This window comes from Pseudomyxococcus flavus, assembly GCF_050038885.1.
In the GTDB taxonomy this organism is placed as follows: domain Bacteria; phylum Myxococcota; class Myxococcia; order Myxococcales; family Myxococcaceae; genus Myxococcus; species Myxococcus flavus.
This window is the reverse complement of the sequence record NZ_CP143624.1, coordinates 8,788,022-8,811,130: the sequence shown is the minus strand read 5'-3', so window position 1 is coordinate 8,811,130 and position 23,109 is coordinate 8,788,022. Positions and strand designations below refer to the sequence as shown.

The 23,109-nt window shown below is 70.0% G+C and carries 21 protein-coding genes; 13 read left to right on the top strand and 8 right to left on the bottom strand.

Features of this window, described 5'->3' with window-relative positions:
• The first annotated feature begins 42 nt into the window (after positions 1-42).
• Genes VZL07_RS36465 through VZL07_RS36440 form a run of 6 tightly spaced genes read left to right on the top strand, consistent with a single transcriptional unit; the run spans position 43 to position 6,612 of the window.
• Positions 43-792, top strand: a complete 750-nt coding sequence (locus VZL07_RS36465; protein WP_426752561.1) for a YIP1 family protein — start codon at positions 43-45, stop codon at positions 790-792.
• The gene (locus VZL07_RS36460) at positions 789-2,135 is read left to right on the top strand and encodes a TolC family protein (protein WP_426752560.1); all 1,347 of its coding nucleotides are present in this window, start codon (positions 789-791) and stop codon (positions 2,133-2,135) included. Before VZL07_RS36465 ends, VZL07_RS36460 begins: the two co-directional genes overlap by 4 nt.
• Positions 2,132-3,391: an efflux RND transporter periplasmic adaptor subunit gene (locus VZL07_RS36455; protein WP_426752559.1), complete on the top strand. Its 1,260-nt coding sequence runs from the start codon at positions 2,132-2,134 to the stop codon at positions 3,389-3,391. Before VZL07_RS36460 ends, VZL07_RS36455 begins: the two co-directional genes overlap by 4 nt.
• Positions 3,388-4,140 carry an ABC transporter ATP-binding protein gene (locus VZL07_RS36450; protein ID WP_426752557.1) on the top strand — a complete coding sequence of 251 codons (753 nt, stop codon included), beginning with the start codon at positions 3,388-3,390 and terminating at the stop codon, positions 4,138-4,140. The genes VZL07_RS36455 and VZL07_RS36450 overlap by 4 nt, the downstream gene beginning before the upstream one ends.
• Positions 4,137-5,375, top strand: a complete 1,239-nt coding sequence (locus VZL07_RS36445) for an ABC transporter permease (protein WP_426752556.1) — start codon at positions 4,137-4,139, stop codon at positions 5,373-5,375. The genes VZL07_RS36450 and VZL07_RS36445 overlap by 4 nt, the downstream gene beginning before the upstream one ends.
• Positions 5,376-5,379: 4 nt before the next feature.
• Positions 5,380-6,612: an ABC transporter permease gene (locus tag VZL07_RS36440; protein WP_426752555.1), complete on the top strand. Its 1,233-nt coding sequence runs from the start codon at positions 5,380-5,382 to the stop codon at positions 6,610-6,612.
• Positions 6,613-6,619: 7 nt separating this feature from the next.
• On the opposite strand, the gene VZL07_RS36435 is transcribed toward VZL07_RS36440, so the two are convergent.
• Entirely contained in the window at positions 6,620-7,192 is a 573-nt protein-coding gene (locus tag VZL07_RS36435) for a putative immunity protein (protein ID WP_426752553.1), read from the bottom strand.
• A 194-nt stretch (positions 7,193-7,386) separates the two neighbouring features.
• On the opposite strand from VZL07_RS36435, the gene VZL07_RS36430 reads away from it, so the two are divergent.
• The gene (locus VZL07_RS36430) at positions 7,387-8,379 is read left to right on the top strand and encodes a cysteine synthase A (RefSeq protein ID WP_426752552.1); all 993 of its coding nucleotides are present in this window, start codon (positions 7,387-7,389) and stop codon (positions 8,377-8,379) included.
• 228 nt (positions 8,380-8,607) lie between these two features.
• Positions 8,608-10,395, top strand: coding sequence for a hypothetical protein (locus VZL07_RS36425; protein ID WP_426752551.1), 1,788 nt, complete (start codon positions 8,608-8,610; stop codon positions 10,393-10,395).
• 63 nt (positions 10,396-10,458) lie between these two features.
• On the opposite strand, the gene VZL07_RS36420 is transcribed toward VZL07_RS36425, so the two are convergent.
• Positions 10,459-11,016, bottom strand: a complete 558-nt coding sequence (locus VZL07_RS36420) for a DUF4123 domain-containing protein (RefSeq protein WP_426752550.1) — start codon at positions 11,014-11,016, stop codon at positions 10,459-10,461.
• Entirely contained in the window at positions 11,013-11,534 is a 522-nt protein-coding gene (locus VZL07_RS36415; protein WP_426752549.1) for a hypothetical protein, read from the bottom strand. The genes VZL07_RS36420 and VZL07_RS36415 overlap by 4 nt, the downstream gene beginning before the upstream one ends.
• Positions 11,535-11,683: 149 nt before the next feature.
• On the opposite strand from VZL07_RS36415, the gene VZL07_RS36410 reads away from it, so the two are divergent.
• Both VZL07_RS36410 and VZL07_RS36405 read left to right on the top strand, forming a co-directional pair.
• Positions 11,684-13,012 carry a hypothetical protein gene (locus VZL07_RS36410; protein WP_426752548.1) on the top strand — a complete coding sequence of 443 codons (1,329 nt, stop codon included), beginning with the start codon at positions 11,684-11,686 and terminating at the stop codon, positions 13,010-13,012.
• A gap of 7 nt (positions 13,013-13,019) precedes the next feature.
• Positions 13,020-14,198 carry a hypothetical protein gene (locus VZL07_RS36405; protein WP_426752547.1) on the top strand — a complete coding sequence of 393 codons (1,179 nt, stop codon included), beginning with the start codon at positions 13,020-13,022 and terminating at the stop codon, positions 14,196-14,198.
• Here VZL07_RS36405 and VZL07_RS36400 read toward each other — a convergent pair.
• From VZL07_RS36400 to VZL07_RS36385, 4 genes are all read right to left on the bottom strand, one after another.
• Positions 14,186-15,826, bottom strand: coding sequence for an ATP-binding protein (locus VZL07_RS36400; protein ID WP_426752546.1), 1,641 nt, complete (start codon positions 15,824-15,826; stop codon positions 14,186-14,188). The genes VZL07_RS36405 and VZL07_RS36400 overlap by 13 nt on opposite strands.
• Positions 15,795-16,493 carry a response regulator transcription factor gene (locus VZL07_RS36395; RefSeq protein WP_426752544.1) on the bottom strand — a complete coding sequence of 233 codons (699 nt, stop codon included), beginning with the start codon at positions 16,491-16,493 and terminating at the stop codon, positions 15,795-15,797. Before VZL07_RS36395 ends, VZL07_RS36400 begins: the two co-directional genes overlap by 32 nt.
• Before the next feature lie 300 nt (positions 16,494-16,793).
• Positions 16,794-17,627 (bottom strand): hypothetical protein, encoded by an 834-nt coding sequence (locus VZL07_RS36390; protein WP_426752543.1) that lies wholly within the window; start codon positions 17,625-17,627, stop codon positions 16,794-16,796.
• A gap of 187 nt (positions 17,628-17,814) precedes the next feature.
• Positions 17,815-18,630, bottom strand: coding sequence for a GNAT family N-acetyltransferase (locus VZL07_RS36385; RefSeq protein ID WP_426752542.1), 816 nt, complete (start codon positions 18,628-18,630; stop codon positions 17,815-17,817).
• Between the two features lie 117 nt (positions 18,631-18,747).
• Between VZL07_RS36385 and VZL07_RS36380 the strand changes: the two genes are divergently transcribed.
• Together VZL07_RS36380 and udk are read left to right on the top strand one after the other, a co-directional pair.
• On the top strand, positions 18,748-20,397 hold the full coding sequence (locus tag VZL07_RS36380; RefSeq protein WP_426752541.1) for a DUF692 domain-containing protein: 1,650 nt from the start codon (positions 18,748-18,750) through the stop codon (positions 20,395-20,397).
• Positions 20,398-20,466: 69 nt separating this feature from the next.
• Positions 20,467-21,102 (top strand): uridine kinase, encoded by a 636-nt coding sequence (gene udk / locus VZL07_RS36375; RefSeq protein ID WP_426752540.1) that lies wholly within the window; start codon positions 20,467-20,469, stop codon positions 21,100-21,102.
• Here the strand turns inward: udk and VZL07_RS36370 are convergent, their stop codons facing one another.
• A complete protein-coding gene (locus tag VZL07_RS36370) occupies positions 21,103-22,134 on the bottom strand; it encodes an alpha/beta fold hydrolase (RefSeq protein WP_426752539.1) in 1,032 nt (343 codons plus the stop codon).
• Positions 22,135-22,185: 51 nt separating this feature from the next.
• Here VZL07_RS36370 and VZL07_RS36365 point away from each other — a divergent pair, with 51 nt between their 5' ends.
• Positions 22,186-23,100, top strand: coding sequence for a hypothetical protein (locus VZL07_RS36365; RefSeq protein ID WP_426752538.1), 915 nt, complete (start codon positions 22,186-22,188; stop codon positions 23,098-23,100).
• Positions 23,101-23,109 lie beyond the last annotated feature (9 nt).

The window sequence follows — 23,109 nt, the reverse complement described above, 5'->3', positions numbered from 1 at the left end:
TCTGCCTGCCTGTTCGGCGCCTTTCTTCGGCTGGCCAGGCAATTGCCTGAGGGCGAGCGACGTACTTCGCTCCGAGACCTCCACCATATGACTTCTCTCGTTCAACCGGCTCGCGTCTTCATCGATCCCCTCGATGGGACACGTGCCGCCGTCGAGGCCCGCCGTTGGGTGTGGCCTCTCCTGATCCTGGCGCTCTGTGTGTCCGCTTCCGGGACGTTCTTTTCCCTGCGGTGGGACGCGACCCCGGACGTCATCCGGCAGCTCCAAAGCTCCGGGCAGCTCATGGGGCTGTCCGAGGCGGACCTGCTCGAGAAGATCGAGACCGAGTCGCGCAAGGCGCTCGTGGGTGGCATCGCCAAGGGCGTGCTGCTGATGCCCCTGATGGCGCTGCTGCTGGCCTGCATCCTCTGGCTGGCCAGCTGGCTGTTCGACCGGCCCGCGCCCTTCGAGCGGCTCCTGTCGGCGGCGGCGCTCGCGCTGCTGCCCATCGCACTCTATCACCTCATCTTCACCCTCTGTGTCGCGGCGCAGCACTCCATCACCGTGGCGCGAGTGGGGAACCTCGTACCGTCCAACCTGGGAGTGGTGTTGCAAGGGCTGAGTCCGAAGATGCAGCGCGTGGCGTCCGCCGTGGACTTCTTCAACCTCTGGAGCACGGGCCTGCTGGGGCTGGGCTTCTCCGCGGCCACGGGCATGAGCCGGGGGCGGGGGTTGTTGCTCGCGCTGGCGCTGTACGCCATGTATGCGGGCGTGTTCCTCATCGGGTTGCCGGGGCAGGGAGGTGCGCAATGAACGCGCTCGTCATCGCGGCCGCGCTGGCCGCCGCGCCCGTGAGCTCCGGGACGCCCATCTCCCTGGCGCAGGCGCGCGCCGAGGGCCGTCAGAACGTCAACGCCATCCAGTCCCTGCTGGACGTGGCCATCGCGGACGAGGACGTGAAACTGTCGCGCTCCGCGCTGCTGCCCCAGATCTCGCTCGATGCCTCGGCGGGGAAGATCTGGTTCGGCCGCAGGCAGGAGTTCACCACCGTTCCGGACCCGGCCAACCCCGGCCAGTTCATCCGCAACGCGGTGGAGACACCGTCCACCAGCACCCAGAACTACGACCTGGGCATGTCGCTCACGCAGATCATCTACGACCGCGCGCGCTGGAAGCAGCTGGAGCAGAGCGGCGTGGTGCGTGACGCGCAGAAGGGGCAGGCGCAGGAGGAGGCGGACACCTCCGAGCTGGAGGCCATCCGCCGCTTCTTCACCCTGTATCGCACCCAGGCGACGCTCGAGGTGCTGAAGGCCACCGTCGAGCGCAGCGAGCAGCAGGTCGAGCGCGCCCAGGCCCTCTTCCAGGCGGGCCGCATGGGCAGGAACGAGGAGATCACCGCGCAGGTGAACCTGGGAACCGACCGCATCAACTACACGGCGATGCTCGGGCAGCTGGTCTCCGACCAGGCCCAGCTCGCGGTGTGGCTGGCGCGGCCGGGAACCGAGGCGCTCACGGCCGAGGACCCGGGCGTGCTCACGACGGAGCCGCCCCCCGCGCCCTCCGTCAACGAGGCGCTCGCCTCGGCCCGCGCGAACCGCCCGCTGCTCAGGACGCTCGAGCTGCGCATCCGCGCGGCGGAGCTGCAGCGCTCCATCGCCCGCTCGGAGTACCTGCCCCGCCTGGTGGCCCAGGGGCTCTACAACCGCGGCGGTCCGGATGCCTCGCTGGTGTTCACCGAGCCCCGCCTGCAGAACCGCTTCTCGGCGGCCATCGGCCTGAGCTGGGACCTGTTCACCGGCCTGTCCACCGGGGCGAGCTCCCGCCGCGCCGAGGCGGACATGCGCAAGGCGCAGCTCAACCTGGAGCAGGCCGCCCGCGAAATCGAAGGGGAGGTGCGCGCCGCGCACCGCACGCTGGAAACGCAGCTGGAAGCCGCTCGCCTGGCCGCGCAGAACGCCGAGGCCGCCGCCCAGGGCCTCAAGGTGCAGGAGGAGCGCTTCCGCGCCGGGGCGGGTTCCACCCTGGAGGTCCGTGACGCGCAGCTCAGCCTGACGCGGGCCGAGCTCGCCTTGTTGGAAAACAGAATCGATGTCGAAATCGCCCGCTACTCGTTGCTGCGGGCCATGGGCGCCCTGAGCCCGGGAGAGTCGAAATGAAGTGGTGGAAGGGTGCCATTGCTGGCGCGTTGTTCCTCGGAGCCGCGGCCATCACCGTGGGTGGGTTGAAGGACCGGCCTCCGCCGTCGCTCGAGGTCCAGCTGTCGAAGGCCCGCAAGGGCTCCATCACCCGCACCATCACGGGGGCGGGCAAGGTGCAGGCGGCCACGACGGTGAAGATCTCGTCCAGCCTCTCCGGGGACCTGGTGGAGCTGGCCGTGAAGGACGGCGAGGCGGTGACGAAGGGCCAGGTGCTGGGCCGCATCGACCCGCGTCTCTACCAGGCCGCGCACAAGCAGGCGCTGGCGTCGCTGAACGCCTCGCGCGCCGACGTGCAGGTGGCGGAGGTGGAGGTCGGCCGCGCGCAGCTGGAGTTCAAGCGCGTGGAGGACCTCGCGAACAAGGGCCTGGCGTCCACCGCCGAGGTGGACACCGCGCGCGCCTCCCTGAACACGGCGGAAGCGCGGCTGGCGGCCGCCAAGCAGCTGCTGGCCCGCAACGTGGCCATCGTGGACCAGGCGCAGACCGACCTGACGCGCACGACGCTGCTGTCGCCCATCGATGGCAACGTCATCGAGCTGTCGCGCGAGGTGGGTGAGCGCGTGCGTGGCTCGGACCTGTCCGAGGACGTGGTGATGACCATCGCCGCGCTCAGCGCCATGGAGGTGAAGTTCGAGGTGGGTGAGCACGAGGTGGTCCACCTCCGGCCCGGTCAGCCCGCGGAGATCACGCTGGATGCCCTGGAGGGCCAGACGTACACGGGCTCGGTGGTGGAGATTGCCCAGAAGGCGCTCATCAAGAACGAGGGCACGGAGGCGGAGGTGACGAGCTTCCCCATCACCGTGGCGCTGGACACCCGCCCGCCCAACGTGCTCCCCGGCATGAGCGCCGAGGTGCGCATCTCCGCGGAGACGCACAACGACGTGGTCCTGGTGCCCATCCAGGCGGTGACGGTGCGCTCCGAGCGCACGCTGCCGGACTACAAGGCGCCCATCGAGGGCGGCGGCCTGACGGCGAAGCGCACCGAGTCGCTGGCCAAGGTCGTGTTCGTGGTGGATAGCAACAACAAGGCGCAGGTCCGCCGCGTGCAGACGGGCATCGCCTCCGACACGGAGCTGGAGATCCTCTCCGGAATCAACGATGGGGACCGGGTGATTGAAGGTCCGTACCGGACGCTGTCGAAGGAGCTGAACGACGGTGACATCGTGCGTGAGCCCGAGCCGGGCGCCGGGATGAAGGGCGGTCGCAAGTCGTGAGTGCAGCCAGCAGCGCGGGAAATCTCATCCAGGTGGAGGACATCACCCGCGTCTTCCACGTGGGTGGCGAGGAGGTGCGCGCGCTGCGCGGCGTCTCCTTTGGCATCAAGCGAGGGGAGTGGGTGGCCATCATCGGCCAGTCCGGTTCGGGCAAGAGCACGATGATGAACGTGCTCGGCTGCCTGGATACGCCGACCAGCGGCCGGTACATGCTGAACGGCAAGGACGTGTCGCGGATGACCGACGACGAGCTCGCCGTCATCCGCAACGTGGAGATTGGCTTCATCTTCCAGACGTTCCAGTTGCTGCCCAAGGAGACCGCCCTGGCCAACGTGGAGCTGCCGCTGGTGTACCGCGGCATCGGCGCGCGGGAGCGCCGCGCGCGGGCGACGGCGGCGCTGGAGAAGGTGCAGCTCGCCCACCGCATGCACCACCGGCCCAACGAGCTGTCCGGTGGTCAGCGCCAGCGCGTGGCCATTGCCCGCGCGCTGGTGGCGGAGCCGTCCATGCTGCTGGCCGACGAGCCCACGGGCAACCTGGACTCGGCCACGGGCGAGGAGATCGTCCGGCTGTTCGAGCAGCTCCACCAGTCGGGGCACACGCTGGTGCTCGTCACCCACGAGCCCAAGCTGGCGGCGCGCTGCCCCCGGGCCATCCGCCTGAGCGACGGGCAGATCGTCGCCGACGGTGACGGACGCCAGGTCGCGCTGGGGACGGCGTCCGACGTGCTGAACGTGGGGGGCGCATGAGCAAGCCGTCCGCCTTCCGCGTGGATGTCCTGGAGGGCGCACGCATCGCGGTCTACTCGCTGAAGGCGAACCGCCTTCGGACGATGCTGACCACGATGGGGATTGGTATCGGCGTGGCGACGCTCCTGGCGATTGTCGGCATCATCCAGGGGCTCAACACGTCCTTCCACCAGCAGCTCGCGACGTTCGGGGCGAACACGATGTACGTGTCCAAGTTCCCCTGGATGATCAAGGGCGACTGGTGGCGCTACCGCAACCGGAAGAACTTCACGATGGACCAGCTGCACCGGCTGCGCGCGCTGACGCCGTTCGTGTCCGCCATGTCGCCGTCGGTCCAGCGCCTGTCGGACGTGGCGCACGGCGGCGAGCAGCTGTCCACCGTGCGCATCCAGGGCGTGACGCACGAGTACCTCAACATCTCCGGCTACGAAATCACCGGCGGGCGCTTCCTCACGGAGGCCGACGACACGACGACGCGGCCGGTGGCGGTGGTGGGCGCCGACGTGGTGGACGGGTTGTTCCCGGGCGTCAACCCGGTGGGGCAGACGCTCCGCATCGACAACCGCACGTTCCAGATCGTGGGGACGCTCAGCCGGAAGGGGAAGATGGTGGGCGAGAGCCTGGACCTCATCGTCTTCATCCCCTTCAAGACGTTCTATTCGAGCTTCGGCAATCGCCGCGGGTTCGAGATTGCCATGGCGGTGGAGGACGCCAGCCAGATCCGGGCCGCGGAGGACCAGCTGGTGGGCATCCTCCGCCGCGTGCGCTCGACGCCGCCCGGCGTGGAGGACGACTTCTCCATCAACCGGCCCGAGGCCATGGCGCAGACGTACGAGCAGCTCACCGGCGCGCTGTATGGCGTGGCCGTGGGCGTGGGGCTCATCACGCTGCTGGTGGGCGGTATCGGCATCATGAACATCATGCTGGTGTCGGTGCGCGAGCGGACGCGGGAGATAGGTGTGCGTCGGGCCCTGGGCGCGCGGAAGCGGACCATCGTCTTCCAGTTCCTCATGGAAGCCTCGAGCGTGTCCGCCGTCGGAGGCCTGCTGGGAACGACCGTGGGCCTGGGCACGGCCAAGGTGGTGTCGCTCATCACGCCGCTGGCGGCGGACGTGCGGCCGTCGACGGTGGTGGCGGGGGTGGGCTTCGCCGCGCTCGTGGGCCTCTTGTTCGGCATCTGGCCGGCGGCGCGCGCGGCGAACCTGGACCCGGTGGAAGCCCTGCGTTACGAGTGAGGCGATGCGAGCGTTCCTGGACAACCTGCGGCTGGCGCTGGGCACCTTCCTGGGCAACCCGCTGCGCTCGCTGCTGACGCTGCTGGGCATCGTCATTGGCGTGGCCACGGTCATCACCATGATGGGCCTCATCGAAGGCCTGCGCATCAAGGTGAACAACGACCTGGGGCGGATGGGGGCCCATACCTTCCAGGTGACGAAGTGGCCCGCCGGCGGCTTCGGCCGCATCAACTGGGCCAAGTACGTCAAGCGCGCGGACTTCGAGATGCCGGATGTGCGCGCCATCGCGGAGGCCTGTCCGTCCGTGGGCATCGTGGCCCCCACCGATGACGAGGGCGGCGAGAAGCTGACCACGGCGAGCGCGGAGACGCGGCCCTCCGTCCGCGTCTTCGGCACGACCGCCGAATACCCGATCGTCAGCGGCATCGCGGTCCAGGCCGGGCGCTACTTCAACGAGGTGGAAGCGCTGGACGGCCGGCACGTGGTGCTGCTGGGGACGGACGTGTCGGACGCGCTGTTCCCTGGGATGAACCCGGTGGGCCACGAGGTGCGAATCCTGGGGCGGCCCTTCCTCGTCATCGGCCTGCTCCAGAAGCGCGGCAGTATGCTGGGCATGTTCAGCATGGACAACCAGGTGATGATACCGCTGCGCGCCTTCCACCAGCTCTTCGGCAAGAAGCGCTCGCTGGACATCAGCGTGCAGGCGAAGGAGCCGGAGCTGTTCAAGAAGGCGCAGGACGAGGTGGCCGCGCTGATGCGCCGCCGCCGGGACGTGCCGCCGAACATGCCCAACGACTTCGAAATCCACACCAACGAGTCGGTGACGGCGTCGTTCAACCAGCTCTCCGGCGTCATCACCATCGCGGGCGTGGGCGTGTGCCTGCTGTCGCTGGTGGTGGGCGGCATCGGCATCCTCAACATCATGCTGGTGTCGGTGATGGAGCGGACGCGGGAGATTGGCGTGCGCAAGGCGCTGGGGGCGAAGCGGCGGCGCATCCTGGGGCAGTTCGCCACCGAGGCCATCCTCCTGGCGTTGCTGGGAGGCGCCATCGGCGTGGGCATGGGCTTCGGGCTGGTGTTCCTGGGGAACTGGATGATGGGCTTCCCCATGCAGGTGCCGCCCTGGGCGGTGGCCCTGGCCCTGTTCATGAGCTGCGGCGTGGGCCTGCTGTTCGGCATCTACCCGGCGGCCCGCGCGGCGAAGCTCGACCCGGTGGAGGCGATGCGGGCGGATTGAGGGGACGTTATCGCCGCAAGGCCGCGTCGAGCTCGCGAAGCAGCGCACCGGCCCGCCCACCGCCGCTCGGGGCGGCCGGGTAGCGCCTCAGGACGTCCACCACGACGGGCGGCGCAAGGGCCCGCGCCTGCGCGATGTGGCTGGCGCCAATGGCCGGATCGTCTCCCTCGGCGAGCTCGAACGCGCGTGCCGCATGCGCGGCCGCGCCGAGGATGTGCTTCACCTGCGTGGCCTTTGCCAGGGGATGGAGGAACGCCGCACCGGCTGCAGCGAGTGCCGCGCGCGCAGCGTCGCTCGCGGCAGCCAGCCCCGCGTCGCGTGCCTCCTGTGCCGCCCGTTGGGCCGCCCAGGCGGCGTCACGGAGCACCTTGCTTCGCGCGGCTCCATCCGCGAACGCCTGCGCTGCGTCGATCGCGGCCCGTGGGCGCTCATCGTCCGGGCGCTCACGCTCGAAGAGCGCCAAGGCCGTTCGCGCGCACGCCGCCGCGTACCCGGCGACCGCGCGGAGCTCATGCATGCCAAGGTCGAGCTCGCCCGGCTCAGCGGGCCTACGTCCGATGGTCGCTCCCGAGTTGCGCATCTCTGTCATTGACTCCGAACGATGGTGCTCCGCAAGGGACCGATAGAAACGGCTTCAGGCGGGCCCGTGCAAGGGTATCTCGAAAGGTGGCTCGGCCTCCCGCGCGGCGCGAAGCTCGACCCGGTGGAGGCGATGCGGGCGGATTGAGCGTGCTTCCCGGTGACGGGGACCGGCCTTCGGGTTAAGCACGCCCCATGGCGCCTCGCATCGGTTCGCTCTGGGACTCCGTCGGCAACACCCCCTTGCTGCGCATCGGCTCGCTGAGCCGGCAGACGGGGTGTGAGATTCTCGCGAAGGCCGAGTTCATGAACCCCGGCGGCAGCATCAAGGACCGCGCCGCGAAGGGGATGATTGCGCGCGCCGAAGCACAGGGCCTGCTCAAGCCAGGGGGCGCCATCTTCGAGGGCACCGCGGGCAACACCGGCATCGGCCTGGGACTTCTGGGCCGCGAGCGCGGCTACCGCGTCGTCGTGACGATGCCGGACAATCAGGCGCGCGAGAAGTACGAGCTGCTGGAGGCCATGGGCGTGGAGGTCCGCAAGGTGCCCGCCGTGCCCTTCGCCAACCCCGCGCACTTCTTCCACCAGGCCCGCGCGTTGGCGGAAGCGCAGGGCGGCTTCTGGGCGAACCAGTTCGAGAACCCGGCCAACGGCGACGCTCACTACGAGACGACGGGCCCCGAAATCTGGGAGCAGTGCGAGGGCCGCGTGGACGTGCTCGTCGCGTCCGTGGGCAGCGGCGGGACGATGTCCGGCGTCAGCCGGTACCTCAAGGAGAAGAACCCCGCGGTGCGCGTGGTGCTGGTGGATCCGCCGGGCTCGGGCCTCTTCAGCTTCGTGCGGGAGGGGAAGATGGAGGGGCCCGGCTCGTCCATCACCGAGGGCATTGGCATCATGCGCCTCACCGAGAACTTCCGCCGCGCACGCGTGGACGAGGCCATGCGCCTGGGCGACCAGGAGATGGTGGAGATGCTCTACCACCTGGCCCGGGAGGACGCGCTGGTGGTGGGGACCTCCGCGGCCCTCAACGTCCGCGCCGCGTGGGAGCTGGCCCGCCGCCACCGTGGCGAGGGGCTGCGCATCGTCACCTTCCTCTGCGACCACGGCAGCCGCTACGCGTCGAAGGTGTTCAACGCGGAGTTCCTCGCGTCGAAGCAGCTCCAGGTGAAGTCGCTCCCGGTGGACTGAGCGGGGAGGGCGGGCTCCCGCCGCTGCGTCATCCGGCGGGACAGGCATTGCGGCAGCGCCAGCAAGTCCGTCTGTAACAACGCGAGTTACATGGCGTGAGGTCATGTGTCGTGTTGAGTCACGGCCTGCGGCACGGAATGACAGGCATGCCTGGGTATGCGCGAGGTGGGGAGGCTGGCCTGGGGGGTGCACGGGCCGACTTCGCAGTCCACCCGCGAGGAGTCCCCCATGAAGCAGTCGAACCGGAAGGTTTCAGGCACGTTGCGTGTCTGGTCTGGCGTTGTCGCCGCAACGCTGCTGGCAGGATGCGGTGGCGCAGAGCCTGTCCACCCGGACGAGCCATTCCCCCAGACGCAGGAGCAGGCGCAGGAGAACGTGGCGGCCGCGCCCATCGTCGAGTCGATGGACGCCATCGCGCTCGATAGAACGCTCACGTCGAGGACGCGCAGCCTCATCCGCGCACGGCTCGCGCAAGGCCAGGCGCAAGTCCATCAGCAAGTTCCTGTCGTATCGGACTCAGGGCAGCAGCTCTTCTTGAATGACCAGGGGCTCAACGGCGACGTGACGGCCGGCGATGGCCTCTTCTCTGCCATTGGCGACGTCGATTTCGTGACGCATCAGGCAACGCAGGACCGCATCCGCGAGTTCCAGGCGCGCAATCCCCAGCGGCCGCTCATGGCCTCGACGTTCGACAACCGCGTCCGCGTCTCCACGCGCCCGCTGACGGCGCTGTCGCCCAGCGTCTTCCAGCCCGGTGTGCCCATTCCCATCTTCCCCGCGGGCATCACGTTCGCGGTGAAGCCGGCGAACTCGCTGATCATCACCGATGCCAGCGTCATCAACGACCCGACGCGCACGTATGACCCGTGCAGCAACAGCGGCAACCCGAACGGCGTCTGGACGTTCAACCACCTGATGCGGGAGATGGCGAACACCTACGTGTCGCCGTCGGTGCTGACGGAGCACTGGCTGCGGCAGTGGACCGTCAATCAGAACATCAACGGTTGGACGGTGCCGGCGCGCACGGCCATGATGCCGTACATCCTCACGCCGTGGCCGCGCGTGGGTGGAGCGCTGGACCTGACGCGGTCGCCATTCAAGCTGGTGGCCATCGTCAACCGGCTGGACCTGGGGGGCGGCCGGGGCCCGGCGGGATATGCCTCCGGCAACGCGGGCGAGCTGCGCTTCGTCTTCGCCGCGGTGGACCGCACGAGCGGCACCTGTGGCGTCCGGCCCTTCCTGGTCATCTTCGAGTACGGCGTGCCGCACAGCTCGTGTGACGCGGTGAAGACGTGGGCGCAGCGGTGGCTGGAACTGTCGGCGCCCTCCATGGTGCTGGGCAGCTCGGCCTACAACGCCGCCCTGGCCAGCCTCACGCAGCAGGTGGTGGTCCGCAACGCGGCGCCGCGCAAGCCGAACGGCAGCGCCATCAACCAGATTCGCACCAACGAGGAGTGGCTGCGCTACCCGTGGGAGCTGCGCGAGTTCCACCTGATGGGCTCGGGCCCCTCGGTGAACCGCCTGCAGGGCCAGCCGACGGTGCTGACGCCGGGCGACGCGCACAACGACACGCCCGTGCTGCGCGACTTCATCAACGCGAACACGCCCGCCATCCTCGCCAACACCTACACCGTGCCGACGACGTTCCCCACCGCGAGCACGCCGTTCCTGGGGGCATTCCCCTGGATTGCCTCGGACACGACGTCCTTCTGGCGCGCCACGGGCATCTCCGTCAACGAGGCCCGGCACAAGTTCTCGCTCAACACGTGCAGCGGATGCCACGGCCGTGAGACGAAGACCGGCTTCACGCACATCGACGAGTTCGGCACGCTGTCCCCGTTCCTCGCCACGGGGATGAGCGACCCCTCCATCGCCTACGTGGTGCAGGACCCCGTCAACACGTCGCTGAATCGCGAGTTCTTCGAGATCGAGATGCGCGCGTCGAAGCTGGACAGCCTGGCGAACCAGTCCTGCCTGGCGAGCGCCTTCCATCGGCGGCTCACGTCGGCTCACTGACGTGATGTGAGTGTCCGCCCGGGGCGGCGTCCTTGCGCCCCGGGCAGGGCAACAGCACAGGCTTCAGACGAGCGGCGTCGGGAGGATGGAGAGCGGCGGCGCGTCCTCGGGGCGGCGCGCGTAGGCGAGCATGCTGGCCCCGTCCTCGGATTCAGCGAAGAACTGCTCGATGGGGCCGAAGAGGAAGTCCAGCTCGTCGTCCGTGCACGTGGGCAGATAGACGCGCAGCACGCGTGGGTCGTAGTAGCGGAAGATGAGCGTCTTGCCGTGGGCGTCCTTGACCTTGAGGAAGCGCCGCAGGTGCCGCCGCAGCGCATCCGGATGGGCCGGGCTCTGCACGAAGATGCCCCAGCTCTTGCCCCAGCCAGCCGCGAGCAGCTGCTCCGTCGCAGGGGCTCCGGGCCGCAGCTGCACCAGGTAGGGCGCCACCTCCACCAGCTCCGGGGGCAGCTTCCCCGCGTAGAGGCAGCTCTGCGTCAGCCCGCAATGGAGGACCATCCGGTGGATGTTGGGCGCCCGTGCGCCATCGAGGATGGCGTAGAGCGCTGACGTCGGGGCGGCCTCCGTGGCCTGACGCACCCACTGCAGCAGGCCGGGAAGCTGGGGGAGAGGCGCGCTCACGCCGCCGCCCGCTGCTTCTTCTTCTCGCACTCCTCGCAGAACGGCACGCCCGCCGCAGCGGCCTGGCGGAGCGCCTCCGCCTGCCGGGCGGGGTCGGGGAAGAGGGTGAAGGGCTCCACGGGCGGACGCGCCAGCGGGGTGACCTCGGGCTCGGGCCGGGGAGGCGGCACGATTTCCTCGGGCCAGGCCCAGGCCGCGGCGCGGCGCTCCACGCGCAGGGCCGCCAGCTCCCCACGCTCCAGGGCCTGCGCGAGCCGTTCCCGGACGCGCGTGTCCAGCCGTGCGCGCTCCAGTGTGCTCGCGTTCCACGGAAGGATGCCGCCCAGGGCCTCGTACATCTCCAGCAGGGCCCGGCGCGCGGACGTCATCCAGTGGTCGAGCTGCCAGGCGATGTGCCCGGCCGGGACGAACTGCGCTGCGTCGAGCCCGGAGCCCGCTCGCACGATGACCAGCTCGTACTCCTCGGCTCCTTTGCGGAGCCGCCAGGGGCCAGGGAAGCCAATTCCAGGGACGGACATGACGACCTTCTCAATCGCGGACCGGCCGCAAAGTGTACCCGGGACAGGCGGAGGGTGCACCCCGGCCTGCACGAATTCTGCACGAACATTCCTCGGGAGCCGCACAGGAGGGACATCGGCGTTGCACGGAGGGCGCCCATCCTGCGCCCATGAACACACCTCCTCCGCCGCTTCCTCCCCGTCCCGCGCGCGTGCCCGAGGGCACCCTCCGCCGCGTGGTCCGCTGGCTCGTGGCCCACCACGTCTTCGGGAGTCTGGCCATCGTCGTCTTCGCCACGGCGGTCATCGCCGGGCAGGTGGCGGACCGGACGGACTTCGCCAACTCGGAGCTGGCCGCCGGGGTGGAGGACCGCTGGGGCGCGCCCGTGGCCCAGCCCGCGCCATCGCTGCGCTACGTGCACAGCGGCACCATCTTCACCGAGCTGAAGCCGTTGCCCTTCGACCGGCAGCACGTCGAGGTGCAGGCGAAGATGAACTACCGCAAGCGGGGGCTGCGCTACTTCTCCGGCTTCGACTTCACCCTCAGCGCCGACTACGCGGTGGTCAACCGCGAGAGCACCGACATCGACGTGGCGTTCATCTTCCCCATGGAGATGGACAAGTCCCAGGTGCTGCTGTCGGAGCTCCAGTTCCTGGTCGACGGGAAGGAGTCCAGCCTGGACCTGGGCGAGTCCGGCAACCGGCTGGTGTGGACGGGCCGCATCGCCAAGGGCGCCACGTCCCGCTTCACCATCCGCTACCGCGCCCGGGGGTTGAACTCGTTCGTGTACCGCCTGGACCCGGCGCTGCCCGCGCGGGACGTGCGCGTCCATGTCGCGGTGGAGGGCGGAGAGAACTACGACTACCCGGCCGGTGTGCTGGCCGCCTCGTCCGTGAACGCCACGGGTGACGCGGTGACGCTGGACTGGGCGTTCCAGTCACTGGAGTCGGGCGTCAACCTGGGCGTCATCCTGCCCTCGGAGAAGACGTTCGACGCGCTGGTGGGCACCATGGCCACGCGGGCGTGGGTGCCGTTCCTGGCCTTGCTGGCGCTGCTGGCCGCGCTGGGGTTGCGCCACCGCCGCCCGCTGGCGCTCTACGAGACGTACCTGCTGGCCGCGGTGTACGGCTTCTTCTTCGTGCTGCTCGCGTACCTGGCGGCCTTCATGAACTTCTATGCCGCGTACGCGCTCTGTGCCCTGGGCCTGGGCGCGGCGGTGGTGGTGTACGTCCGCTGGCTCTTCCCGAAGGAGCGCACGTCCGTGCTCGCGGCGCTCTGGGGCGCCACGCTGGTGGTGCCCACCGGCGCCGTCATCCTCCAGGGCTACACCGGCCTCATCTACACGCTGGAGATTCTCGCCGCGCTGCTCGGGCTGATGGTGCTCTCCACCCGCGCCGGTGTGCGGGCCTTCCTCTCCGATGTGTCACTGCCCGGTGAGCCTTCGCGCGCCGCCGTGCCTTCCGCTGCCTCCACCCCCGTCACCCCGGAAGCGAGCTGATTCCGCCATGTGGACCGTACCGCTCATCGTTGGATTGCTGCTGACCATGGCCGATGCCTCGGCCACCGCGACCCCGTCGGGCACCGCCACCGTGCCGCTCGAGGAGCTGATTCCGCTCTACGCCCAGCGCCAGTCGCCGCCGGCCACGCCCCCTCCGACGGAGGCGCTGGTGAAGAGCCAGCTCAAGGGCCGGCTCACCGCGGACGCCCTCGTCGTGGAGGGGCACTTCGACGTGGAGGTGCTGGCGGACGGGCGCTGGACGCAGGTGCGCCTGCTCCAGCTCGACGCGGACAGCTTTCCGGGGACGTTGCCCACCCTGGAGGATGCCACCGTGGGCGTCGTCGATGGGCACCTGTGCCTCCTCACCCGGAAGGCGGGGCGGTATGCCTTCGACGTGGGGGTCTCCATCCGCTCGCCCGGGGCGGGCCCGGAGCGCCGCGCGCAGGTGCGCTTCGGCCCCCACGTGGCGCCCGTACCGCTGACGCTGGAGGCGGACACCTCCGTGTTCACCCTGACGGAGCCACTGCCCGCCTCGGGTGGTGAGGCGTACGCCGTCTATCCCCAGCAGGGCACGCTGCGCGTCGGCTGGCGGGCGGCCGTGGCGCAGGCCGCGCAGGCCCAGAAGCAGCAGGTGCGTCCTCCGCTGGAGCCGCGCATCACCGAGGCCACCGCATCGTGGGTGTCCACGCTGGAGGGGCGCGCCACGCTTCGCGTCAGCTATGCTCTGAGCCTGGACCGGGAGCAGCCGCTGGAGCTGGCGCTGCCGGAGGGGCACCGGCTAGAGCGCGTCACCCTCAACGCGATTCCCGTGCCGGTGACGTCAGGGGACGGGACGTTGACGCTGAAAGCGGCGCCGGCCCGGCTGGGAGAGACGACGGGGACGCTGGAGGTGGTGCTGTCGCGTGAGCTGGGCGTCTTCCACCTCTCCGGGCGTCTGAGTCTGGCGCTGCCGCGCGTGTCCTGGCCGGTGGCCGAGCTTCGCGCCCGGGCGCACTTCCCGGCGGTGTTCAACTACCGGCGTGAGGGTGGGAGCCTGGAGCAGTACGAGTCCTCGGAAGGCACGGACGCCGCGGCCGCGGGCCTGCCCGGGAAGGCGCTGCACTTCCGTCAGTTCCTGGTGGCGGCGTCCGCGCCCACGCTGGAGCTGGGCTACTCCGTGGACATCTCCGGCAGCTACTTCCGCTGAGGGCGGGGCAGGGGGACCACCACCGCGAAGGCGGTCCCCTTGGCCGAGGGCCGCAGCTCCAGCCGGGCGCTGAAGGCCCGGAGCATGGACTGGGCAATCGTCAATCCGAGCCCGGTGCCACCGCGCTCGCGGGCGGTGGTGAAGAAGGCGTCGAAGATGCGCGCCTGGTTGGCCTCGGAGATGCCGCGCCCATCGTCCCGCACCACCACGCGTACGGCACCCGGCTCGGCGTCCTGCTCCACCGCCAGGTCCACCCGGACGTCCTCGCCCCCGTGCTGGCGCGCGTTGGTGACCAATTGCCACAGCACGTCGTCGAGCACCTCCTGGGGCAGGGCCACCTTCAACCCCGGAGGCGGTGGCGTCACGTGGAGGCCGCTGACGCCCTCCGCGCGCGCCCGGGCGGCGAGCGACTCCAGCAGCGGGGCCACCTCCACCTGCGCGGACGTGGCCGTCATGGAGTCGGCGCGGGCCAGCTCCAGCAGGCGCTGCACCAGCCGCGTGAGGCGGCGGGCATCCGCGTCCACGTTGGCGAGGAAGCGGGAGCGCTGCTCCGGCGTCATGGCGTCGGCGCTGTCGCGCAGCAGCTCCACCGCGCCCTGGATGGAGGCCAGGGGCGTCTTGAACTCGTGCGACACGTTGGCGGCGAAGGAGCGGATGTACTGGTTCCTGTCCCGCAGCGCGGTGGCCATGCCCGCCAGCGATTCCGACAGCTCGGCCAGCTCCGCGACCACCGGGCGGGCCACGGGCTCGAAGCCCGTGGGGTCGCTGGCGGCGATGGCGCGCGTCTGCTTCACCAGGGCCCGCACCGGCCGGCCCACCAGCGCGGCGGCGGCCAGCGACATGAGCCCGACCGCGCCCAGCAGCACGAAGCCGGTGGCGGTGAGGTTCCACCGGTCCGCATACGTCGCCTTGGCGATGGTCATGGGCGTGCGTGTCAGCACCACCGCGCCCCAGACGCGCTTGCCCTCCAGGACGGGCAGGGCCACCGAGACGCGGATGCCGGTGTCTCGGCTGAGTGATGCCAGCGGGGTATCCTCGGGCTCGGCGTTGCGGCGGCGCAGCACGCTGGCGGGCTCACCCCGGAGGGCTCGCTGCACCTCGATGCGGTCCGCCAGTGTCGTGCCCAGCAGCCTGGGGCTGCTGCTGGCCACCACCACGCCCTCCGTGTCCACCACGCGGATGCCGGCCAGGGTGACGGCCCGGACCTGCTCGAGCAGCGGCGTCAGCTGGAGCCCGGCGGCCTGGGACAGCGGCTCGGCGGGCACGCGCGAGGCCTTGGGCGTGCCTCCGGGGGGCAGCGGTGCATCGGAGGCCCGCAGCGATGGGAGGATGGGGCGCAGCCGGGTGTCGTCGGGAATGGGGAAGGGCCAGGGCGCTGTGCGCGCTCGGCCGAAGGTGCTGGCCGTGACGCTGCTGCGCAGCCGCTCACGGAAGACCTCCGAGATCACCGCGCCCTGGGCAATCAGCTCCGACTCCGTCTGGCGGATGAGCTGGTTGTCATAGACGCGCACGAAGGCGAGGCCGGCGAGTGTCAGCACGAAGCCCGCGACGCCCACGGCGGCGAACACGAGCCACAGGCGCGGGCGCGCGCGGCGCTCAGGGGAGGGCGAGCCGATAGCCGAGGCCATGCACCGTCTCGATGACTTCGCCGCCCGCGGTGGCGAACTTCTGGCGCACGCGGCGCACGTGGCTGTCGATGGTCCGGTCGCTCACCACCACGTCCTCGTAGACGCGCGTCATCAGCTCGTCGCGGGTGAAGACCTTGCCGGGCACGCGGAGCAGCGTGGCCAGGAGCTGGAACTCCGTCACGGTGAGCACCACCTCGGTGTCGCCCCACCACGCGCGCCAGCGCTCGGCGTCCATGCGCAGCGGGCCGCGCTCCTGCATCCGGGGCGCGGGGGCGTCGGGCTCCGGCGAAGGCGCGGGCCGGGCGCGCCGCAGCACCGCCTTCACGCGGGCCACCAGCTCGCGGGGACTGAAGGGCTTGGTGAGGTAGTCGTCGCCGCCCAGCTCCAGGCCGAGGATGCGGTCGACCTCGTCGTCGCGCGAGGAGAGGAAGACGATGGGAAGCTCGTGTTTGCGCCGGACCTCGCGACAGACGGCGAGGCCGTCCAGCTCCGGCATCATGATGTCCAAGACGATGAGCGCCGGGAGGCTGCGGTCGACCTGCGCCAGGGCGGCGCGGCCGTCGGCGGCCTCGTCCACCCGGAAGCCCCCCTGTTCCAGGGCGAAGCGGACGATTTCTCTCAGGTGTGGGTCATCGTCGACGACGAGGACGCTGGGACGCTCGGCCACGGGTGCTCGGAAGGGGAGGAGTTGCGACGGCGGTCGAACTCTACACCGCTCCGGCTTGGGAAGACGGCCGGGATGTCGACCCCGGCCGCCGGGACTGACTAGCGGCGCGAACGCCGGCGGGGCCGCGGAATGGCAACCGCCGCGGCGAAAAGGAGAATCACTGGAATGAAGATGAGCATGGTCTGAACCATCACCGCCGCCCCCGTCTAGGAAGTGCCGCTACTATGAAGCGCCGGTCTGACGTTCCGCTCGCGGCAATCCTGAAAACACGTTTTGACGGGACGGTGACAGCCCCCGAGCTCAGATGAGCTCGCGGGTGAGGACCTCGGAGCGCTCCTGGTCATTCCAGGTGACCCTCCGGGTTTCGCGACCGTTGAAGTAGATGGCCTCCCGGTCGCTGATGAGCTTGCGAATGGTGATGCGGGCGACGGCCTGGCGATCATCCACGCCGTGGGTCAGCTCGTAGCGGGCGACCTCGCTGGGGAGCGCTCCCATGCGGAGGCGGATCTCCCCCAGCGCGTCCACGCAGTCTCCCAGGGATTCCAGCTGCCCCAGGGCGCGGCGCATGCGCTTGTCGGTGAACCGGCTGAGGACGCGCTCCCAGAAGAGGTAGCCGGCGCCCAGTGTCGCGGCGCTGGTGAAGAACATGAAGAAGTTCAGCGCCGGGTCCAGGAGCCGGTTGCGCGTGAGGCCCGAGGCGTTCGACGCGTCGATGAGGATGTCCTTCATGGCCTCGACCGCCGAGCGGTGGGCCCGCTGCAGCCACTCCCGCGCATCCCGCTCCGCGCCGAACATCCACCAGCAGAGGCCCAGGTGCAGCGAGATGAGCGACTGGCGCGCCTTGTCGCGCTCCAGCCCCAGCGCTTCCTGGAAGCACTCACGTGCGGACTTCAGGTGCTCGAGCTGCGCGTCGCGCGCCGCGTGGGCCGTGCGCGCCGCGTCCAGGTGAGTCCTTGCCGCGTGGAAGGGCCCTTCCAGGAACGGCCGCACATCGCGCTGAAGTCCGCGCAGCAGGTCGAGCTGCGCGTCCTGGAGGCCGAGCAGCGTCTCCAGCAGCGTCACCGGGACGGGCGCTTCCAGCCTGCCTCCCAGTTGGGGAGGAACCGCCAGGACGAGCTCATCCCACTTGGCCATCTACGGACTCCGTGCGGCTGGGCAATGGAAGACGCGACACAAGCCCCCCTTGCGGAGGAGTCTGCCATAACCTTTGCGCCATCGAAGTGCGTGGGATTCAGTTCACGCGGGAGCGGCATTCTTCAATGAGAGGAGTCGCCTGGCTTTCAAAGCCGCTAGAAAAAACCAGGCGCTCTCTCGAAGCGTGTCAGTGCTGGCCCGGGGGCGGTGCCATGTACATTCGGAAGCGTGTCACCGGCCGGTAGCCCAGCCGCGTATAGACGGGCTGGCCCTCCTCGGTGGCGTGGAGGATGGTGCGCTGGGTACCCCAGGCCTGCTGGGCCTTGGCGAGTGCGTGCCGCATCACCGCCTCCGCGGCGCCCTGGCGGCGATGCTGGGGCATGGTCGCGACCAGGGCCACATAGGCGGCCTGGTCCACGCGCAGCACCACGGTGCTGGCCGCGGGCTCGTCGTTCCGGCAGGCCACGAAGCCCCGGCAGTCCTCGGTGTAGAGGCTGTCCTGGTCGAAGGCCTCGCGGCCGAAGTGCCGTGGGACGTCGTAGGCGGTGGCGTTGATATCGGCCACGGCCTGCCGGCCCCAGGCGTCCGTGACGGCGCGGAGGTCGAACGGGGGCAGGGGACGGGCCGGCGGCTGCAGGGTGTCCGCGACCATGCCGGTGACGCTCATCTCGGGCTTGAGGCCGTACCACGCGAGGATGGACGCCGCGCCTTCGCGCACGGACGGCGCCAGCCAGTCATCGCAGATGACGAAGCACCACCCGTGCTTGCCCGCGGAGTAGTAGCGCGCCGCCGACGCCGCGGCGGCCGCGAGTGCCTGTTCCGTCTCGACGGGCGCGCGCAGGAAGGTGGCGTTCATCATCGACCAGGTGACGTGGCAGGCGGTGATGTAGATGTCGGGGCGCTCCACCACTTCGCCACCCTTGCTGCCCAGCGCGAACAGTCTCCAGGCACCGCGGTATTGATCGTTGGACTCGTCAATCTCGGCTCGAGTGGCGGAGGTCATCGGGAGCTCCTGGGGTATGGGGGAACCGGCGAGTCTACCCCAGGTCACGGAACTCCAGCGCGTCGGGAGAGCGAGGTGTGTGTGGCGGTGGCCTCCCGGTGCGTCTACGTTGAGAGGATGACGCATGCAGCGCCCGAAGCGTGGACACTGCCCTGGCGGGGCCTGGGCCTGAGCAGCAACCTGAGCGTGGCGGATGTGCCGCAGCCCTACCGGTTGCTCGACGAGGCTCCGGGCCTCTTCGACTACGTGGAATACAGCGCGCCGCTGTCGCTGGAGGAGTCCCGGGCGCACGCCTCCCTGTTCCCCGAGATGTGGCGCCGCCGGCACGAGGTCCCGGTGCTGTTCCACCCCGTCCACCTCAACCTCTGGGGCCCCGCGCTGGAGCCCACGAAGGCGCTGACGGACCTGGATGCCCATGCGCGTGCCGTGGAGAGCCCGTGGGTGGGCAATGACGTGGGCTGGTGGCACGTGGAGGGCCAGCCCTTTCCCGGCTACCTCTACTTCACGCCGCCCTTCAACGAGGCGGGCCTGGAGGAGTGCGTGTCGCACGCGCTGCACGTGCAGCGACACCTGTCCATGCCGCTCGCGCTGGAGAACCCCGCGGTGCTGGCGAGGCGCGGGCAGTGGCACGTGCTCGACTTCATGGCGAAGCTGCATGCACGTACCGGCTTGCCGCTGCTCCTGGACCTGGGGCACCTGTTCAGCCACCAGCTCTCCGCGGGGCTCCCGCTGGAGGCCGGCCTGGATGGCTTCCCGCTCGACCAGGTCATCGAGCTGCACATCGCGGGGGGCGTGGTGACGCACCGGGGGGCGCGCCGCTTCTACGTGGACGACCATACACAGCCGGTGCGCGAGGAGCTGTTCACGCTGCTGGCGTCACTGATTCCCCGCTGCCCGTCGCTGCGCGCCGTCACCTTCGAAGGCGACGGTCACCCGCCCGAGGTGGCCCTGGCCTCCCTGCGCCGCCTGCGCAAGCTGGTGCCCGCGGGGCCGCGCCCGCCACTGACGCTCCGTGCGCCGCGAGAGCTCGCCGCGCCTCCCTTGACGGAGGAGAGCAGGCCCTGGGCCTTGTTCGACGCGGGCTATGCTGCCGCGCCCGCCAGCACCGTGGAAGACGAAGCGGGCACGCTGGCGGATCAGGACTTCCGCCTGGCCGTGGTCGCGGAGGTGCTCGACCGGGAGTGGCCGCTCACGCGCCTGCTGCTGGCGGGGACCCGCGAGGCCCTGGTGGCCTTCACGGGCTCGAAGGAGTTCCGGAAGGTCTTCGAGGCAGGCGGGCGCTCGCCAGCCCAGGCCTTTGGCTCGTGGGCCATGCGCCGGCTCCGCGAGCGCCCGGAGGAGGGGGCATCCGCCGCGCTGGCGCTGGAGATGCTGCTGCCCTCGCTGTTCATGCGACGAGTGCCCGCCCCCGGGCCGGGGCAGGTGGGGTTGAGGGACGATGTGCGAATCGGCTCGCTCCCCGTGGACCTGTCCGAGCTCGTCTATGCCGCGCGCGCCGTGCGGCGCCACCTCACGGCTCGTGCGTGGGCGTGCGGGACGTTGGAGCTGTCCGGGCTGGAGACGCTGCGCCAGGTCGCGGAGCGGCCCGGCCCCGGGCCGTGGTCATTCATCGTCCGCCGCAGGGCGGGGACGCCCGAGGTGATGACGGCACCCGCAGCGTTATCTGGATTCCTTGGAAAATTGGCGGCACAGCCCGTGGCGGAGGCGGATGTCGCGCCCGCGCTGCTGGACGAGGCAAGTGGGCGCGGGCTGATCCGCCGGGGATAGGCCAAGAAATGTCCAGGATTGGACCGAGCCCTTGCGTTGACCGCCCTCGGTAAGATACGTCGCGCCGCCATGGCGTCCCCCCTCGTCGTCGGCATCGCGGGCGGCACCGCGTCCGGCAAGACCACCGTTGCCCGCAAGGTTCGCGAGGCATTGGCTGATTGCCGCGTGGCCTTCATCGATCAGGACTCGTACTACCGGGACCTGAAGGACCTCCCGCTGGCGGAGCGGCGCGAGGTGAACTTCGATCACCCGGATGCCTTCGACAGGGAGCTGCTGGTCAAGCACCTGCAGGCGTTGAAGTCCGGGCAGGCCATCCAGAAGCCTGTCTACGACTTCGTCACCTCGTCCCGTCTGCCACAGACGAAGAAGGTCGACCCCGGCGACATCATCCTCATCGAGGGCATCCTCGTCCTCCACATGAAGGAGGTCCGGGATGAGATGGACGTGAAGATCTACGTCGACGCGGACGATGACCTGCGCATCCTCCGGCGCCTCACGCGCGACATCAAGGACCGGGGCCGCGACTTCGACCACGTGGTGAGCCAGTACCTGCGTCACGTGCGGCCCATGCACATGGGCTTCGTGGAGCCGTCCAAGCACTTCGCGGACATCATCATCCCGCACGGCGGCAACAACGAGATTGCCATTGGCATGCTGGTGGGCGCGCTTCGCGGGAAGCTCTCCGGCGCTCCGCCGCGCGAGTAGTCAGCACCGCCGCAGGAAGTCGCTCAGGGGCGCGTGGAGCCGCTCCGCGTCCAGGAGCAGCGCGGCATGGTCGCCCGGGCCTGGCAGCTCCAGGAAGCGGGCGCTCACGCCCGCGGCGCTCAGCAGGTGGTAGGTGTCCCGCACCCGGTTCACGGGGGCCATGGCGTCCGACGCGCCCGCCACCAGCAGCACGCGCGCGCGAATCTGCGCGAAGCCATCCGAGACATCACTGCCTGCGTAGGCCGAGCACAGCGACGCCCAGGACACGGCGTCGAAGGTGTCCGCGAAGGCGTCCGCCTCGGCCTCCAGTGCCGCGCGCGCGGACTCGGCATCCGGGAACGCGCTGGCCAGGTGCTCACGCCCGCACTGGAGCTTCTGGAAGTCGAGGCGGAGCTTGCGCATCGTCTTCCGCGGCGGTGCGTCCACCGCATAGAGCCCGTCGCGGTAGTCCGGGTCCGCGCGCAGCACCTGCCAGGAGAGGCCCAGCTTCTCGCGCACGCCCTCCGGCAACGCGCGGGCCGCGCCGATGATCACCACGCCTTCGGCGAGGTCGGGGAACAGGGCCGCCAGCCGCAAGGCCACGTGGCCCCCCAGGCCCACGCCAACCAGGGCCCGCACGTGGCTCAGGCCCAGCGCTCGCAGGGTCGCGGACACGCCGCGCGCCATGTCCTGCACGGTGAGCGGCGGCAGCTCCAGGCCCCAGCGCGCGCCCGTCGCGGGATTGATCGTCGCCGGTGACGTGCTGCCGAACGGACTGCCCAGCAGCCCGGGAACGATGACGGGCGTCACCGCCGGGTCCAACGCGAGGTTCGTTCCCACCAGGGCCTTGCCCCAGCCAGATGGCTGGTACGCCGAGTCTTCTGGTGGACCCAACGCGAGGTGCGAGCAGGCGAGGTCGTGCAGCAACACCACCGCTTTCCCGTCTGATGGTTCTCCGTAGGCCGCCCAGGCCACCTGGGAATGGCCCAGCAGCTCTCCTTCCTCCAAGGGAAGGGGCGTGGTGAACACGTGGGTGCCGGTGGCCTGGATCACGTTGGGGAATTTTCATATCACTGCTGGGGCAAAGGCACAGGAGACTGCCGCGTGAAGCGCTACTTCGGAGTCATCGTCATCGTCGCGGGCGTGCTGCTGGCCGCCGTCATGAGCTACCGCAGCGCGAGCGGCCGCGCGCTGGAGGCGCAGCGCGACGCGGATCAGCAACGAATCCATGCGGAGTACCTCGAGCGTGTCGGCTGGATGCGCGCCAACCCGGACGAGGCCAGCTACCGCGATGAGCTGAAACCCTTCTTCAAGGGCTACTTCGACCAGGTGGACGCGCACCTCGCGCGCTTCAACGGGAACACGAAGTTCGACGACTACCTGCTGGAGCTGGAGAAGCGCGCGGAGAGCGGCGCGAAGGATGACCGCGCCAATGACCGCAAGGCCTTCTACGAGTACACGCGCAAGACGTTCGACAGCATGCGCGAGGGCCGCTACCGCCCGGTGTGGACGGCCACCGACAAGGGCATGCGCCTGGACATCATCTCGTCGGACGTGGTGATGGTGCTGGGCAAGCCGCAGATTCGCCTGCAGCTGGCGGTGTGGGGCGCGCAGCGGGTGCTCAAGGACGATGGCAAGGTGCTGAAGATGGTGACCAGCGCCTCGTTCGACACGGTGTGGAAGCTCACCGACGCGAAGGGGAAGCTGCTGGGCGAGATGCGCGGCGCGGATCCGTCGATGAAGATCGACCACCCGGAGCGCTTCATTCGCGAGTTCCCGCCGCAGATGGTGCTGGGCCACTACGACCTGGACCTGCTGCCGAACGAGGTGGAGAAGATGGAGATGACCATCAACCTCACCTCGAGCGCGGCGTCGGGGGGGACGGCGACGTCCACCTACGTGTGGAAGGTGGACGTGCCGTCCGACTGGAAGCTCGGCGCGGGCGAGTCGTGGGAGGGCGCCACCCAGGAGGAGCGCCCCGAGGAGGAGATCGACCCGTCGAAGGCCGCGCAGAACTAGGCGGCCCGG

Excerpts from the sequence above, each read along its gene's own strand:
- VZL07_RS36415 (WP_426752549.1), bottom strand. The coding sequence starts at position 11,534 with ATGTCCGTCCCTGGAATTGGCTTCCCTGGCCCCTGGCGGCTCCGCAAA.
- VZL07_RS36460 (WP_426752560.1), top strand. The coding sequence starts at position 789 with ATGAACGCGCTCGTCATCGCGGCCGCGCTGGCCGCCGCGCCCGTGAGC.
- VZL07_RS36410 (WP_426752548.1), top strand. The coding sequence starts at position 11,684 with ATGAACACACCTCCTCCGCCGCTTCCTCCCCGTCCCGCGCGCGTGCCC.
- VZL07_RS36425 (WP_426752551.1), top strand. The coding sequence starts at position 8,608 with ATGAAGCAGTCGAACCGGAAGGTTTCAGGCACGTTGCGTGTCTGGTCT.
- VZL07_RS36435 (WP_426752553.1), bottom strand. The coding sequence starts at position 7,192 with ATGCGCAACTCGGGAGCGACCATCGGACGTAGGCCCGCTGAGCCGGGC.
- VZL07_RS36455 (WP_426752559.1), top strand. The coding sequence starts at position 2,132 with ATGAAGTGGTGGAAGGGTGCCATTGCTGGCGCGTTGTTCCTCGGAGCC.
- VZL07_RS36385 (WP_426752542.1), bottom strand. The coding sequence starts at position 18,630 with ATGACCTCCGCCACTCGAGCCGAGATTGACGAGTCCAACGATCAATAC.
- VZL07_RS36380 (WP_426752541.1), top strand. The coding sequence starts at position 18,748 with ATGACGCATGCAGCGCCCGAAGCGTGGACACTGCCCTGGCGGGGCCTG.
- udk (WP_426752540.1), top strand. The coding sequence starts at position 20,467 with ATGGCGTCCCCCCTCGTCGTCGGCATCGCGGGCGGCACCGCGTCCGGC.
- VZL07_RS36405 (WP_426752547.1), top strand. The coding sequence starts at position 13,020 with ATGTGGACCGTACCGCTCATCGTTGGATTGCTGCTGACCATGGCCGAT.
- VZL07_RS36440 (WP_426752555.1), top strand. The coding sequence starts at position 5,380 with ATGCGAGCGTTCCTGGACAACCTGCGGCTGGCGCTGGGCACCTTCCTG.
- VZL07_RS36400 (WP_426752546.1), bottom strand. The coding sequence starts at position 15,826 with ATGGCCTCGGCTATCGGCTCGCCCTCCCCTGAGCGCCGCGCGCGCCCG.
- VZL07_RS36390 (WP_426752543.1), bottom strand. The coding sequence starts at position 17,627 with ATGGCCAAGTGGGATGAGCTCGTCCTGGCGGTTCCTCCCCAACTGGGA.
- VZL07_RS36445 (WP_426752556.1), top strand. The coding sequence starts at position 4,137 with ATGAGCAAGCCGTCCGCCTTCCGCGTGGATGTCCTGGAGGGCGCACGC.
- VZL07_RS36430 (WP_426752552.1), top strand. The coding sequence starts at position 7,387 with ATGGCGCCTCGCATCGGTTCGCTCTGGGACTCCGTCGGCAACACCCCC.